Below are 15,016 nucleotides of genomic sequence, written 5' to 3' on the forward strand. Positions count from 1 at the left end.
CTACCTAAATATTTATCTTTTGAAAAGGTTTAACGGCCTTAGCGCCTGGCGGAATAGAAACACTGCAACTTGCATAACTAATAATGATCACGCCTAAAGTGGCTAGTAATATTGCATTTCTTAGCTTAGTGTTCATGTGTATCTTTTTAGATTAATTGAACAGCTGTTTAGCAAAAAGGTTTTTTGATAGACCGATATTTAACATAATGATAACCTAACGCTGAACTAAATCAAAGTGTTAAATTTCGATTCGATATGGTTTTTAGCTTGTTTTTGAAATTCTTCGGGGGTTTGGTTGGTTTGTTTTTTGAAAAATCTGCTAAAATAAGGCCGATCGGAAAAGCCAAGATCATAAGATATTTCTTTAATGGTAAGTTCGCTATGGATGATTTTCCTTTTCGCTTCCAAAATAATACGGTCATGAATAATTTGCATGCCTGTTTTGTTCAGCTTATCTTTCAAAATTTGATTTAAGCGCTTCGAACTAATTCCAATTTTACCAGCGTAAAAATCTGTGTTCCTAATTTGTTGATAATTGCTCTCCAGCAACATCAAAAATTCATAAACTCTTTTCTGGTTGATATCCTGGCTGGTAAAATCGTGCTCTTTGACTTGTACTAATTTTAAAATAAAAACTTTAAGTAATGCCTTTATGATGATTAAGTTATTTTCTGGTTTTTGATATTCATTCTCTATCAGGCTATAAATGGAGGCTAACTCCTTCGCGGTTTCTCCATCAAGCCTAAGGCAGGAAAATTCTCCTTGAACATTGAATATTTTAAACAGATCTAACAAAAATTCTTTATCCTCTCCCTCAAGCACAGATCGTTTGAAAGATATCAATTCGCCATTCTTCCCTGCTTTGTTAAGTTGATGAACTCGATAGGGTGGGATAAGATAAATCCAGTCGCCCTTGCTGTCAATTTCCGAATGAGGCGATAAGGCATGTAAAGCATTCTCATTCTTCAACCATACGATTTCGAAAAATTCTTTGCGGCTTGGATCGTTAAGGTAGCTCGGTGGGCAGTTATTTAAATTTCTAATGTAAATAACTGATTTTTCCAGATTGAAATCGCTTGCTGTGTTCATCACCATCAAAGTTAAACACTTAATTTCTTTGCAGTTGGACAATATGATAATTAAGGAGGAATATTCGGAAACTTTATAGTTATGGTTGAGTATATATGACTTTTAAACGATTAAATTTCCTGATTGTCCCATAATAGTGGCTGATAGTATAACCATATACGCAGCTGTCAAATCTACCTTTGACCAACGAATTAATCATTGTGTATGGAAGTTAAGACATTAATGGAAGAGATGGAAAAAGATAAAACGGTATTGGATACGGTAGATAATCAGCAGCTGGTATGGAGTTTACAAACCAATTTGAACCAGATTATAGAAGAGAATTCAAATCTAGCTAAACGGCTGGAGCTTGAGCAAATCATCCCTTTTATTTATCAGATTCAACAGGCCAATCATATCTTCATTACTGCGGCTGGTCGTTCGGGTTTTGCAATGCGAGCAGCAGCCATGCGCCTGATGCACTTGGGTTTTAGCGTTTATTATGTCGGAGATACCACTACGCCCGCCATCAAAAAAGGCGATTTATTGATAGCTGCGTCAGGATCAGGCACGACTGAAACGATTGTCAGATCAGCAGAAAAATCGATTCAAGCAGGGGCGAAGCTGGTGGCCATAACTACAAACGCAACATCGAAATTGGCCGAGCTGGCAACTCATCCCGTAATTGTTCCTGCAGCAGAAAAGCAGGATCATAGCAAGAAAATTTCCAGCCAGTATGCAGGCAGTCTTTTCGAGCAATTTATTCTATTGCTTAACGATGCTATTTTCCAATCGCTTTGGAAATTAAGCAATAAGCCTGCAGAGGTGCTTTGGAAGAACCATTCAAATTTAGAATAAAATCATATTTATCATTTATAAAACAAATCATGGCAAAATTACAAGTAGCAATCGATTTATTAACAACAGAAGAGGCATTGGCTTTAGCGGCGAAAGTTGCACCCTATGTCGATATTATAGAGTTGGGTACACCCTTAATCAAAAATATTGGATCAAGCGTAATCACTGCGATGAAAAATGCCCATCCAGATAAACTGGTTTTTGCTGATCTGAAAACTGCTGATGCAGGAGAACTGGAAGCTGATATCGCTTTTAAAGCTGGAGCTGATTTAGTAACCGTAATGGGCGCAGCTGGTAATGCAACTATTATAGGCGCAGTAAAAGCTGCAAAAGCACATGGAAAGAGTGTTGTTGTAGACACCATCGGCTATCCTGATAGAGTGAAAAGAGCACAGGAAGTAACGGAACTTGGTGTAGAATTTGTAGAACTACATGCTGGTTTAGACGAGCAGTGGACAGCCGGTTATTCTATTCAGGTTTTAATTGATGAGGCGACCAGAGTGGGCGTTCCAGTTTCAATTGCTGGTGGTGTAAACATTAAAAACGTAACAGCAGTAGTTAAAGCTGGCGTAAAGGTGGTGGTTGCAGGTGCTGCTATCTATGGTGCTGAAGATCCTGCTGCTGCAGCAAAAGCACTTCGTGAAGCAATTGATGCTGCTTAATTTCTACAGTTAATCGTACTCAATTTAGAGGTTGGCAAAATACCAACCTCTTTTTGCATATTTGAATATCACTTTACTTTTTAGATATGCTGTTTTTCCTCGTACCTTTTTATTTTGCTCTGTTTATTGCATGGTTAATCTATGCTGGGTTGATTAAAAAAAACTTGAAAAAACATATACAAGTCGTATATGTCGGTAGTGTCTTCAGTATTATCTGGATAATTGTATTTGCAATATCCCTGTATCTATAAGTTCCTTTGATTATCCTTCTGTTCTTAATATCTTAAGCGGTGGTTGATTTAAAATGCTTCTTGTGCTTAACACCCCAGTAATTACCACAATAAAAACAACTGATCCGAAAAGTCCTAATGTTGCCCAAAAGGGAGGAATGAAAAAAGCCTCAAAGCTGAATTTAGCTAAAGCCCAACTTCCGCCGATAGCCAGAATTAAACCAGCCCCCGCTGCAAAGGCTCCTAAAAAGAAATATTCAATAGCGTTTATGGCTAAAATCTGCTTTCTGCTTGCGCCAAGCGTTCTTAATAAAATACTTTCTTTTAATCTTTGATTTTTGCTTGTAAGTACCGCTGATACCAAAACAATCCAGCCAGTTACCATGCTAAAACCTGCCATAAACTGGATAACAAATCCGATCTTATTGAGAATTTCATCCAGCAATTTTAAAATTAGATCTAAATCAATTACCGATACATTCGGGAAGTTTTTAACCACTTCACCCTGAAATTTAGCCGATAGTTCACTTGTAGGTACGCGGGTCATGAGTACATGGAACTGTGGCGCTTCCTCTAGTACCCCAGCAGGGAAAACAACCCTGAAATTGGTTTGCATCCGACTCCAATTTACCTCCCTTAAGCTTCTCACAACCGTTGGGATCATCATTCCCTGTACGTTGAAGAGAATTTTATCATCTAAACCCACATTAATTTGATCAGCGTATCGCTGATCCAGAGATATATAAATGGTTTCTTTAGGCTTCACTTTACCAACCCAATTGCCCTTAACAATTTTCTCGGCCGCGGTTAAGCTATCTTGATAAGTCGCCCTGATTTCATTCCGGTATGCCCTTCGATTATTGGTATCTGCACTGGCTTTTTTTCCGTTGATTTCTTCAATCCGCATCGTAACCACGGGTACTTGGTTCATCAATGGCAATTTAAAGGCTTGAGTTAAGCTATCGATTCTCTCTTTTTGTGTTTTCTGGATATCGAACATCACCATGTTAGGTTGATTACTGCCAGATGAAAGCGTAACCCGACTCATTAAAATTCCCTGAACAAAAAACAACGTACCGATAAAAGCAGTGGATAAGCCAATAGAAACGGTAAGCATTAAGGTTTGGTTATTAGGTCGGTATAAATTAGCAAAACCTTGTCGCCATAAGTAATTCGATGATTTTGGAAGTAGCGTTTTCACTAAAAACATTAATAACCTGGAAAGGATAATCAGCAAAATAAAGGCAACGCCAATGCTTACCGTAAAAGCCAAAGTTTGTACCCAGGTTTTCATTTGCAAATGGGTAAAACCGACCACAAATGCAGCCATTAACAAATAAACCAACCAGTTTAAAAGGTCACTTTTGCTACGTGTTTTTTCGAAAGATAAACGGATAGCATTGAGCGGGGATATTTTCCTGACTGATAGGAGTGAAGGCAAAGCAAACAACACTGAAATAATTAATCCAAGCATTAGGCCTTGACCAACCGCAGACCAGGAGATCTGCATTGTAATTTCAACGGGAAGAAAATCTTTTAATACCAATGGTAATAAAAATTGAATCCCAGTACCTAGAATAACACCGGTGGTAGCGGCAATTAAGCCAATAAAAAATATTTGGATAAGATAAATGAAAAATGCGTGTCGCGATTTTAGCCCCAAACAGCGCAAAGTGGCAATGGCGCTCAGTTTTTCCTGAATATATACATGAATGGCGCTTCCAACACCTACGCAACCAAGTAACAATGCGATAAAACCTGAAAGCGCAAGAAAGCGATTTACATCTTTGAAAGATCGGCCGGTTTGTTCTTTCCGAGATTCAACTGTATCGGCATCAAAACCTTCCCTCTCGAGTTTAACCTCATTCTTTTTTACCCATTCATCCACACCCGATGGATCATCGTAACGGAAATAAAATTTATTATTAATTCTACTGCCCGTTTTTATCAAATTGGTTTTTTCTAAATACATTAACGGCAAATAGACGATTGGTGCTACGCTTGCCGCAATCCCATTCTGTCCAGGCGCTTTAATTAATGATCCTAAAATTTTAAATTTTAAATCGCCAATTTGAACAGAGTCGCCAACTTTAGTGTTAAACTGCATCATCAGTGTTTGATCTACTAAAGCCGTTCTATCTTCTTGAAAATGTTTTGCCGCACTTGCCGGCTGGGTTTCAATTGATCCATAATAAGGATAATTCCCTTCCAAGGCTTTCATTTGAACCAACCTGCTGCCACCGCCGTTTTCAAAATAGATCATCGAAGCGAAAGTTTTTTCCTGGGATTGTTCATCGCCTAAACTATCGATAACCTTCTGCATCGCCTTACTTACTCCTTTTCTACTGTCGAGCACTAAGTCGGCACCAGTGAGTTCTTTTGCTTGAGCATCAATATCGCGTTGCAAATTATCTTTAAAGGAATACACCGCAACCAAAGCAGCGATCCCTAAAACAATGGAGGAGATAAACAATAACAGCCTTGATCGGTTTTTTCGGCTGTCTCGCCAGGCCATTTTGAAAAGCCATAAAAAACTGATGCTTTGTTTGGGGATATGATTAGGCATAAGTTGAGTTTTCATCAGAAATAATTACTCCACCTTTAATTTTTATGGTTCTGCTGGTTCGGGCGGCAAGTTCTAAATCGTGGGTTACAATTACCAAAGTTGTACCAAAATCTTTATTCAGATCAAAAAGCAATTTAATTACCTTTTCGCTGGTCTCTGCATCGAGGTTGCCGGTAGGTTCATCAGCAAAAAGAATTGCAGGTTTATTAGAAAAAGCCCTGGCCAGCGATACACGTTGCTGTTCTCCACCCGATAATTGAATAGGATAGTGGTGCGAACGATCGGCCAAACCTACTTTTTCAAGTAGTTCCATGGCTTGGGCTTTAATATTTTTAGCGCCTCTCAATTCCATAGGCACCATTACATTTTCTAATGCCGTTAATGTTGGCAAAAGCTGGAAATTTTGGAAAATAAAACCTACATATTGGTTTCGAATGGCAGCTCGTTCATCTTCATTTAGCTTTTCGAGCGCAATACCATTTAGTTCAACGGTTCCGCTACTCGCCCGGTCTAGTCCGGCACATAAACCTAAAAGTGTAGTCTTGCCGCTTCCGGAAGGTCCAGTAATGGCAACTGTTGAACCTGCATCGATAGAGAAATTAATCTGATCTAATACAGTAAGGTCTCTTCCAGCGTTTTTATAAATTTTACTTACTTTTCGAATGTTTAAAATATTTTCCAAATTTTTGAATTAAAGTTTTGTACCTATGCTTTACCAAACATAACCCCGGCATTTCCTGTTAAGATAGTGGTTTTTACTTAGAGAAAAAATTAGATATGATGTTACGAAAACGCTTTATTGGTTTATTTGTTTTGGCTATCCTATTCGCTTCCTGCGGAAATAATAACCGTACCGGAAATGAAGAAAAAACTTTAGATTCGGCTGACCAAAAGCAAGTGGCAAGCGCTAGTCAAAAGAAAACCATCCTTTTTTTCGGCACCAGTTTAACTGCTGGATATGGTCTTGACCCAACTGAGGCTTTTCCTGCGTTGATTCAGAATAGAATCGACTCTTTGAATTTACCTTATACCGTAATTAATGGCGGGTTGAGTGGAGAAACATCCGCAGGAGGAAAAGGTAGGATAGATTGGTTGTTGAAACAGCCCATTGATATATTTGTGTTGGAATTGGGTGCCAATGATGGTTTAAGAGGGTTGCCTGTAAAACAAACCACTAAAAATCTTCAGGATATTATTGATGCCGTTAAAGCGAAGTATCCAAATGTTAAAATGGTGTTAGCCGGTATGCAAATGCCACCAAGTATGGGCGCCAGATACGCAAATGATTTCAAAAATATATTTCCCGATTTAGCCAAGAAAAATAATATGGCGCTTATTCCTTTTTTGTTAGATAAAGTCGGTGGAATCCCAAAATTAAATCAGGAGGACGGAATTCACCCAACGGCAGAAGGAGACAAGATTTTAGCTGAAAACGTTTGGGTGGTGTTGAAACCGCTTTTGTAGTGAAAACCCAGATGTCAACATTGTTAATCTGAAACAGTTCCAGTTTTAACTTCGCCAAATCTTTTATACTTGGCAAATATCACCCCTTTTTTGCTGGTAACACTTTCTATTAATTGAAATGAAGCCGCGATTGCTTCATCATTAAATAGTCGTTTACCCTTACCTAATATAACCGGATGGACCATCATAATAAATTCATCAACCAAGTTGTGCGCTAACAATAATTGAACAAGTTTACTGCTCCCCCAAATCTTTATATCGCCACTATTAGTGTTTTTAAGCTGTTTGATATCTTCCAGATTGGTAAGGAAAGTGGTGTTTTTCCAAGTGGATTGTTTTAAGGTTGATGACAAAACATATTTGTTGACATCGTTAATTCCTGGCCAACCTTGTTCTCGCTCTGGCCAATAGCCAGCAAAAATATCAAAGGTTTTTCGGCCCAAAAGAATATCAGACGCTTCCATATTCTTTTGCATTTCTGTGCCAGAGATCTCATCGTTGAAAGGTGCAACCCAACCTCCATGTTTAAATCCTCCGGCATTGTCTTCGTTAGGACCGCCTGGCGCCTGCATTACTCCATCTAACGAAATCATGGATAAAACAATAATTTTTCTCATTATCAAGTGTTTATAAAAGTCTTATTACAAATTTTTAGCCAGAATTTTAGGAATAGAAAAGCTAGTTTCCATTTTTCAATAGGAGAAACCACATCATAAAACCTTTCACTAATTATAATTAATTTAAATAAATAGAGCTGAAATGCATTATTTAGAATGATTCTTGGTAACTTAGCCCGAAATTCTTTTGCCCTGCAAAGCGCTATCGAATTTGTTAATCAAACTATTAAGCTTAGAAATGAAAAAAATCCTAATTGCTGTTCTTGCGATGGCATCGTTTACTGCACAGGCTCAGAAAAATACTTTTTTTGATCAGTCTTTTTGGAAAGGAAATACAGACTTAGCAACAATTAAGGCAGAAATTGCAAAAGGCAGTAACCCTTCACAATTAAACCCAATGTCGTTTGATGCTACTGTGTTGGCTATTAACAATAATGCGCCAACGGAAACGATTTTATACCTTTTATCGCAACCTGGTAATGATGTGAATAAAATTACGCATGATAGCAGAACGTATCTGTTCTGGGCAGCGTCTCGAGGAAATGTGGCAGTGATGGAACACCTGTTAAAAAATGGTGCTAAAGTTAATCTTCAGGATAGTCATGGCGCCACTCCATTAACCTTTGCAGCAGGCGGCGGCCAGGCTGATACTAAAGTTTACGATCTTTTAATTGCAAACGGTGCAGATGTAAAAACCAATTTGAATCATGATGGTGCAAATGCTTTATTAATCGGAATCGCCAATGATAAAAACTTTGCTTTAACGGATTATTTTGTAGGCAAAGGATTAAGCTTAAACAGTACCGATGCTGCTGGCAACACCGCTTTTAACTATGTGGCAAGAAGTGGTAACATCGAGTTGATGAACAAATTGATTGCAAAAGGCGTAAAATATAACGACAATGCGTTTATTATGGCCGCACAAGGCGGGCGAGGAAGTTCAAACGGTATAGCCGTTTTTCAATATTTGGAAAGCCTTAAATTAAAGCCAACTGTTATCGGAAGCAATGGAGAAAATGCTTTATCGTATGTAGCTCGTAAACCGAAGCAAGAAGAAGTAATCAACTATTTCCTATCAAAAGGAGTGGATGTGAATGCAGCAGATAAAGAAGGCAACACTGCCTTTATGGCTGCCGCCGGAGGGAATAGAGATTTAGCTACCTTGGAGTTATTAGCCAAAAATGTAAAAAACGTTAATCAGGTAAATGCAAAAGGTGTATCTGCATTGGCAATGGCAGTTCGTGGTAATTCTGCAGAGGCAGTTATTCTTCTATTGAGCAAAGGTGCTGATATTAACGGTGCCGATAAAGATGGAAATAACCTGGCTTATTATCTTTTCCAATCTTATGGACCTCGTGGTATGGAAGACTTTAATGCTAAACTAAAAGTATTAACTGATAAAGGTCTTAATCTTGCTGCCGTGCAGCCAAATGGCAATACTTTGTATCATTTAGCGGTTGCGAAAAACGATTTGGCTTTAGCAAAACTGGTTGCCGATTACAAAGTAGACGTAAACGTAAAAAATAAAGAAGGTTACACTGCTTTACACAAAGCAGCAATGACAGCTAAAGATACCGAGCTTTTGAAATATTTAATTTCTGTAGGTGCGAAAAAAGATGTAGCAACAGAGTTTAAAGAAACCCCGTACGATTTAGCCACTGAAAACGAATTTTTAACTAAAAATAAATTATCAATCGACTTTTTGAAATAATAAAATGAATAACATATATAGACTGTGTCTCGCTTTTACTTTAATTCTATTCGTACCTAAATTATCATCGGCACAAAAAACTACAAAATACAAATGTATGGTTCAAATGACCAACTACACAGGTGAAGGTGCTTATATCGCGGTATCACTAATCAATGCAAAAGGCGCTTACGAAAAAACACTTTATGTGATGGGATCAGATAAGAAATGGTATCCTGACCTAAAAGAATGGCATAAAGCTTATAAAAGTAAGCCGACAAATATCAGTGCTGTTACCGGCGCATCGGTAACGGGTGGCGATAGAAGTGTAACTACTTTTGATATTGAAACCGCCAAAATCAACAAAGGTTACAAGTTGCGTTTCGAAACTGCTGTTGAAGACAATAAATACTATGTTAAAGATGCTGAAATTCCCTTAACTACTGAAGGTTTGGCCGCTAAAACTGAAGGAACGGGTTACATTAGGTACGTGCGCCTAAGCCCTAACTAAAAGCTTATTCAATGACAATTTCGTTATGGAGATACAGCCATCTTGCTTTAGCTGTATCTTCTTTTCTTTTTATTGCACTTGCCTCTGTTACAGGTATCATCCTATCATTTAAGCCTGTTGCTGAAAAGATTCAGCCTTATAAATCAAAAGATTTCTATAGGCTTAATGTTGCCCAGCTCATCCCGACATTGCAAAAATCCTATACGGATATTGCTGACGTAACCATTGATGCCAATCAATTTGTAAAAGTAAATGGCACAGACTCGAATGAGGAGTCTGGAAACTTTTATGTCGATCCTAAAACTGGCAAATCATTTGGTAAAGTAGCCAAAGAGAATGAATTTTTTAGGTGGACCACTACTTTACATAGGTCGTTATTTCTACATGAGTTGGGGAGGCTATTTGTTGGTATTACCGCCTTTCTGTTATTTCTTATTGCAACATCTGGTACAGTTTTGATTATTCAGCGCCAACGCAGCCTAAAGAAATTTTTCGGAAAGATTGTTAAAGATGGATTTGCACAATATTATCATGTTGTTTTAGGGCGATTACTGTTAATTCCAATCATCATCATTTCGCTATCTGGTACCTACCTTTCATTACAACGATTTGGAATTATTAAGGAAGAAAAAATAACGTACAAAATTGATTTCGATGCATTGAAAACTAATCCTGCCAAATCGGTTAGCGATTTTGAGGTTTTCAAAAATATCCCATTAAGCGATTTACAATCAATAGAGTTTCCCTTTTCTGAAGATGTAGAGGATTACTTTACGCTTAAACTTAGCGACCGGGAAATTACCGTGAATCAAATCACCGGAGAAATTATTACCCAACAACCTTACTCCAAAGCCACCATTTTTAATAACCTCAGTATGGATTTACATACGGGTAGGGGAAGTGCCATTTGGGCGATTTTTTTAGCCATTGCATCGGCAAATATCTTGTTTTTTATTTATTCGGGTTTTGTAATTTGGTGGAAACGCAGCCGTAATGGTATCAAAAACAAATACAAGTTCGATCAGGCAGAATATATTTTACTGGTTGGCTCTGAAAACGGCAGTACCTTTCGTTTTGCCAATGCCATTCAACAACAGCTTTTAAAGAATGGGAAAAGTGCCTTCATGGCCGAACTTAATGATTACAATGTTTATCCAAAAGCCGAGCATATTTTAATTTTTGCGGCAACTTATGGTCAGGGAGATGCACCGACAAATGCGTCGAAGTTTAAATCGCTCCTCAAAAAGCATAAACAATTATCAATTGTCGATTTTTCGGTAGTTGCCTTTGGTTCTCAAGCCTACCCTGATTTTTGCAAGTTTGGTTACGAAGTTAACAATGCTTTAGCGCATGAAGATTGGGCAAAACCCTTGCTCGAAATCCATACCGTAAACGATCGGTCGCCAGAGGATTTTATGCGATGGGCAAACTTATGGGCACAGACTTCTCATATCGAGCTAAGTGCTCTTGATAAATTGCTTGCCCCAAAACCTGCGAAAACGCAGGAGTTTCAAGTAGTAGATAAAACAGTTTCAAGCCATGAGGATACTTCATTCATTATCCGCTTAAAGCCTCTTAAAAAAACTAAATTTACTTCTGGTGATTTATTAGCTGTTTACCCGGCAAACGATCATCGAGAACGTTTATATTCCATTGGTAAAATGGATAAAGATGTTCAGTTAAGCGTTAAACTTCATCAAGGAGGTTTAGGCTCGGGTTTTTTGCACGATCTTAAAATCGATGAGAAATTCAGGGCTGCGGTTGTTAAGAATACACATTTTCATTTTCCTGCTAAAGCAAAAACGGTAATCATGGTTTCAAACGGAACGGGTATAGCGCCGTTTTTAGGTATGATAGATCAGCAAGGAAGAGTGCAGGATATTCATCTGTACTGTGGTTTTAGAAACAAAGCGTCGTTTACACTTTACGAAAATGCGATCAATAAAGAAGCCAATTTGCTCACTTCGCTACATGTAGCCTATTCTAGAGAGGGAGAAAAACAATATGTTAAAGATCTTCTTTTAAAAGACCAGTCGGTTGTTTGCCAAACATTAAGAGATAACGGAGTGATTATGCTTTGTGGGTCTTTAAGTATGCAGAAAGATGTGATCGAGTTGTTGGATCAATTATGTCAGCAAGACCAGCAAAAAAGTATCAGTTACTATCAATCGCGAGGTCAGATTTTAATGGATTGTTATTAGTCTGGAGTTCGATTAATATTTCTAGAAAGCATTGGTTAGCAGCGCTTCTGTGATTGAGGTACAGCTTGTCAAGACCGTTCGGTAAAGCAACCTATTTAGGTAAGAAAGATTGCTTCACTCGCAAAAGTCCGTGTTCGCAATGGCGTATTGGGCTGTGTGAAATGGGTTTTGGCGGAGGGTTTTTTGGCATACGCTATAGCCGCCCAAAGCTCCCTCTCCTCAAGGAGAGGGCGGGGGTGAGGTAAAATGAAAGCATTAGTTGGGCAAATATTTTAGCACCCCTCTCCAGAAGACAGGGTTTTAAGATTTAGTGATTTAAACCCTTTTAGCTGCCTCTTTCTTATTTTTCTTAAGCAAATTGTGGCAGGATTTACGGCGTAAATGGTAAGATTGCCGCAGTGGTGAAAAACTCCTCCGCAATGACGATCGTTCTTGAAAAATGCGAACAGCTATTGTAAAAGGCATTTTAATCTCTAACGCCTATGTCTGTGTCCTCACAGACCGAAACGCCAACAAACATGTAATGGCCTGTAGGGACACAGACCATGGGGAAAACCTCATACAAGTTTGGGTTTGCAATGACGATCTTTCTTGTAAAATGCGCACAGCTATTGTAAAAGGCATTTTAATCTCTAATGCCTCGGTCTGTGTCCTCACAGACCGAAACACTAACAAATCAGTAATGGTCTGTGGGGACACAGACAATGGGAGAAAAGTCCTCAATATAGGTTAATGAAATAAATTAACCCTCAGCTAGGCTCCGAAAAAATGCGAAAGCCTAATGATTTCCAGATGTCTTAATTTATATTCCCTTCAAACGCCTGGTTCTGTGTCCTCACATACCGAAACACTAATTTTTATGAAATGAATTAACCCTCAGCTAATCTCCGCAAAAATGCGGAAAACCTGGTTACTTCCAATGCCTATATTCCCTTCTTCCACTTCTTAAGCAATTTCTCACTGATATTTTCGGAATGATAAACCTTTCCATCATCACCGAACATTATACAACTGTAATTCGGATAGGCTTTGATCAGTTTGAGTGCTTTATCTTTCCCTAGAACCATCATCGAGGTACTAAAACCATTGGCAAATTCAGCATCGGGTCCAAACACGGTTACGCTCGTTAAACCTGTGGCTGGGTAGCCTGTAACAGGATTGATGATATGAGAATAGCGTTTTCCATCTAACACCACAAATTTTTCATAGCTTCCTGAGGTGACCACGGCAGCACTTTTTAGTGGCACTACCGCGAAAAGACTGTCTTTATTAAATGGATTGGTAATTCCTATTACCCAATGTTTTGCTTTAGGTGGTTTCCCCCAGGTACTCATGTCGCCAGATCCATTTACAATGCCTGCCTTTATCCCTTTCGCAAGCATCATATTTCTACATCGATCTGCAGCGTAGCCTTCACCCAATGCTCCAAAACCAATTTTCATCCCTTTTAATTTTAAAAAGATTGTCGAATTTAAACTATCAAGAATAATGTTTTCATAACCTACTTTTTCAACCGATTTTTTTACAGTTTCATCATCAGGCATGACTGTCATCGATCCATCAAATTTCCAAATCCTATCCATGGCTGCAAAACTAATATCAAATGCACCGTTTGTTATTTTTGAAAGGTTAAGCGCTCTTTTGGTGAGATCAAAAACTTCCTTGTCAACTTCTACAGGTTTTATTCCCGCATTTCTATTTACTTTCGAAATTTGTGTTTCTGGTTTCCAGTCTGAAATTAAGTATTCAATGCGGCTGATTTCTGCGATCACACTATCAATGTTTTGTGTGGCGGTTAGGGCATCTTTAGCTACAATCGTAATTTCGAACTTACTACCCATCAACAAGGTGGTTCGTTTCTTTAATACTTGCGCTGATGCTGTAAATTGGAAGAGGACCAAGAAAATGATAAAGCTGCTTTTCAATGATATGATATTTAAATAGTAAAGAGTTACTGAAAATTAGAAAGCTATAATATCTGATCTGAACTATTATTTTGCTATGAATTGATAAAAAGGGACAAACTCACGATGCCAAAACCATTCGGTATGCTTTCCATCTTCTTTCTCCAAAAAAACAATATTATGATTCTTTTCTTCGGAGTTCAAGATATCATACATCTTTTTCGTGTTCTGAACCATCGTAGCTCCTTCTTTATCTCCAGCAACAAAAAATATCTTCTTGCCTTTTAAGCCATTCAATTTAGTAGTCACTTCTGTATAAATTTGCGGGGCTAACCAAAACGCCGGACTAAAAACTCCAGCCGAACCAAATGTTTTTGGATACCGTGCAATGGCGTACATGGAAATTAAGCCACCCATTGAGCTGCCGGCTATTGAAGTGTTTGCAAAATCTTTCAGTGTTCGGTAGTTCGAGTCGATGTGAGGCTTTAATGTTTCCACTAAAAAGGAAACATATTCTTTTCCTTCGCCTTTGCCGTATTGACTGTCGTAAGGATTGTATTCTTTTAGCCTATCCTTGCCCCCATGATCTATTCCTACAACGATCATTTCTTTTGATCCTTCACGAATTAGGCTGTCCATGATCGAATCAACTGCCCATTCATCGGCTCTTGGCGGATTGGCATGAAATAAATTCTGACCGTCCTGCATATAAATTACAGGATAACGCTTGTTAGACTTAGAATAGCCTTTAGGCAAATAGATCCAAATCTGGCGATGTTTATTCAACTGTGGCATGTAAAAAGCAGAATCGACAAGATGAACATGGTCGCCAAAATGGTATTTTTCTTTAACCTGCTTAAAATTATCCGACCAATTTGCAATCTCTATATCCATTACAGTATCAACATTCAAATTTAAAATTCTGTTTGCTACTGATGTGCCATTTTTTTGGCATTCAGTTTTATCCCAGCTTCCTCGGGTAATTTTAAACTCATGATTTCCTTTTGGCAAATTTAACTCGATTACATAAGTAAGACTACCTTTTTCCTTTAAAATGGAAGCTTCACTTTTTGGATTCCAGTCGTTAAAACTGCCAGCAATGAAGAGCGTATGTTGTGTTTTCTGAGGAACACTAACATTTAGCAATACCTTAACCTGTGCGATTGAAGTGACCGGTAAGAGCAGAATAATGATGAATAGCCTTCCAGTCATAATAAGTTTGGTGGTGTAATCAATTGAAAACTA

13 protein-coding genes are annotated in these 15,016 nt (G+C 38.2%); 6 read left to right on the top strand and 7 right to left on the bottom strand.

Going from position 1 to position 15,016, the window contains the following annotated elements:
- Positions 1-4: 4 nt before the first annotated feature.
- Both OQZ33_RS06090 and OQZ33_RS06095 read right to left on the bottom strand, forming a co-directional pair.
- The gene (locus OQZ33_RS06090; protein ID WP_265798164.1) at positions 5-136 is read right to left on the bottom strand and encodes a hypothetical protein; all 132 of its coding nucleotides are present in this window, start codon (positions 134-136) and stop codon (positions 5-7) included.
- A gap of 89 nt (positions 137-225) precedes the next feature.
- Positions 226-1,089 (bottom strand): AraC family transcriptional regulator, encoded by an 864-nt coding sequence (locus OQZ33_RS06095; protein ID WP_265798165.1) that lies wholly within the window; start codon positions 1,087-1,089, stop codon positions 226-228.
- Positions 1,090-1,293: 204 nt separating this feature from the next.
- On the opposite strand from OQZ33_RS06095, the gene hxlB reads away from it, so the two are divergent.
- Entirely contained in the window at positions 1,294-1,926 is a 633-nt protein-coding gene (gene hxlB / locus OQZ33_RS06100; RefSeq protein ID WP_265798166.1) for a 6-phospho-3-hexuloisomerase, read from the top strand.
- A gap of 29 nt (positions 1,927-1,955) precedes the next feature.
- A complete protein-coding gene (gene hxlA / locus OQZ33_RS06105; protein WP_265798167.1) occupies positions 1,956-2,588 on the top strand; it encodes a 3-hexulose-6-phosphate synthase in 633 nt (210 codons plus the stop codon).
- Positions 2,589-2,849: 261 nt separating this feature from the next.
- Here the strand turns inward: hxlA and OQZ33_RS06110 are convergent, their stop codons facing one another.
- On the bottom strand, positions 2,850-5,399 hold the full coding sequence (locus tag OQZ33_RS06110; protein ID WP_265798168.1) for an ABC transporter permease: 2,550 nt from the start codon (positions 5,397-5,399) through the stop codon (positions 2,850-2,852).
- On the bottom strand, positions 5,377-6,066 hold the full coding sequence (locus OQZ33_RS06115) for an ABC transporter ATP-binding protein (RefSeq protein WP_265798169.1): 690 nt from the start codon (positions 6,064-6,066) through the stop codon (positions 5,377-5,379). Before OQZ33_RS06115 ends, OQZ33_RS06110 begins: the two co-directional genes overlap by 23 nt.
- Before the next feature lie 95 nt (positions 6,067-6,161).
- Here OQZ33_RS06115 and OQZ33_RS06120 point away from each other — a divergent pair, with 95 nt between their 5' ends.
- Positions 6,162-6,848, top strand: a complete 687-nt coding sequence (locus OQZ33_RS06120) for an arylesterase (RefSeq protein WP_265798170.1) — start codon at positions 6,162-6,164, stop codon at positions 6,846-6,848.
- A 23-nt stretch (positions 6,849-6,871) separates the two neighbouring features.
- Here the strand turns inward: OQZ33_RS06120 and OQZ33_RS06125 are convergent, their stop codons facing one another.
- Entirely contained in the window at positions 6,872-7,465 is a 594-nt protein-coding gene (locus OQZ33_RS06125) for a dihydrofolate reductase family protein (protein WP_265798171.1), read from the bottom strand.
- A gap of 238 nt (positions 7,466-7,703) precedes the next feature.
- Here OQZ33_RS06125 and OQZ33_RS06130 point away from each other — a divergent pair, with 238 nt between their 5' ends.
- The 3 genes from OQZ33_RS06130 to OQZ33_RS06140 are packed head-to-tail and all read left to right on the top strand — an operon-like array spanning position 7,704 to position 11,867.
- Positions 7,704-9,176: an ankyrin repeat domain-containing protein gene (locus OQZ33_RS06130; protein WP_265798172.1), complete on the top strand. Its 1,473-nt coding sequence runs from the start codon at positions 7,704-7,706 to the stop codon at positions 9,174-9,176.
- A 4-nt stretch (positions 9,177-9,180) separates the two neighbouring features.
- The gene (locus OQZ33_RS06135) at positions 9,181-9,666 is read left to right on the top strand and encodes a DUF2271 domain-containing protein (RefSeq protein ID WP_265798173.1); all 486 of its coding nucleotides are present in this window, start codon (positions 9,181-9,183) and stop codon (positions 9,664-9,666) included.
- 11 nt (positions 9,667-9,677) lie between these two features.
- Positions 9,678-11,867: a PepSY domain-containing protein gene (locus tag OQZ33_RS06140; protein ID WP_265798174.1), complete on the top strand. Its 2,190-nt coding sequence runs from the start codon at positions 9,678-9,680 to the stop codon at positions 11,865-11,867.
- 923 nt (positions 11,868-12,790) lie between these two features.
- Here the strand turns inward: OQZ33_RS06140 and OQZ33_RS06145 are convergent.
- Both OQZ33_RS06145 and OQZ33_RS06150 read right to left on the bottom strand, forming a co-directional pair.
- Entirely contained in the window at positions 12,791-13,792 is a 1,002-nt protein-coding gene (locus OQZ33_RS06145) for an FAD:protein FMN transferase (RefSeq protein WP_265798175.1), read from the bottom strand.
- A gap of 66 nt (positions 13,793-13,858) precedes the next feature.
- The gene (locus OQZ33_RS06150; protein WP_265798176.1) at positions 13,859-14,983 is read right to left on the bottom strand and encodes an alpha/beta hydrolase-fold protein; all 1,125 of its coding nucleotides are present in this window, start codon (positions 14,981-14,983) and stop codon (positions 13,859-13,861) included.
- Between the last annotated feature and the right edge of the window lie 33 nt (positions 14,984-15,016).

Origin of the sequence: Pedobacter sp. MC2016-05 (assembly GCF_026239735.1) — a bacterium.
Lineage (GTDB): Bacteria > Bacteroidota > Bacteroidia > Sphingobacteriales > Sphingobacteriaceae > Pedobacter.

Excerpts from the sequence above, each read along its gene's own strand:
- OQZ33_RS06090 (WP_265798164.1), bottom strand. The coding sequence starts at position 136 with ATGAACACTAAGCTAAGAAATGCAATATTACTAGCCACTTTAGGCGTG.
- OQZ33_RS06095 (WP_265798165.1), bottom strand. The coding sequence starts at position 1,089 with ATGAACACAGCAAGCGATTTCAATCTGGAAAAATCAGTTATTTACATT.
- hxlB (WP_265798166.1), top strand. The coding sequence starts at position 1,294 with ATGGAAGTTAAGACATTAATGGAAGAGATGGAAAAAGATAAAACGGTA.
- hxlA (WP_265798167.1), top strand. The coding sequence starts at position 1,956 with ATGGCAAAATTACAAGTAGCAATCGATTTATTAACAACAGAAGAGGCA.
- OQZ33_RS06110 (WP_265798168.1), bottom strand. The coding sequence starts at position 5,399 with ATGAAAACTCAACTTATGCCTAATCATATCCCCAAACAAAGCATCAGT.
- OQZ33_RS06120 (WP_265798170.1), top strand. The coding sequence starts at position 6,162 with ATGATGTTACGAAAACGCTTTATTGGTTTATTTGTTTTGGCTATCCTA.
- OQZ33_RS06125 (WP_265798171.1), bottom strand. The coding sequence starts at position 7,465 with ATGAGAAAAATTATTGTTTTATCCATGATTTCGTTAGATGGAGTAATG.
- OQZ33_RS06130 (WP_265798172.1), top strand. The coding sequence starts at position 7,704 with ATGAAAAAAATCCTAATTGCTGTTCTTGCGATGGCATCGTTTACTGCA.
- OQZ33_RS06135 (WP_265798173.1), top strand. The coding sequence starts at position 9,181 with ATGAATAACATATATAGACTGTGTCTCGCTTTTACTTTAATTCTATTC.
- OQZ33_RS06140 (WP_265798174.1), top strand. The coding sequence starts at position 9,678 with ATGACAATTTCGTTATGGAGATACAGCCATCTTGCTTTAGCTGTATCT.
- OQZ33_RS06150 (WP_265798176.1), bottom strand. The coding sequence starts at position 14,983 with ATGACTGGAAGGCTATTCATCATTATTCTGCTCTTACCGGTCACTTCA.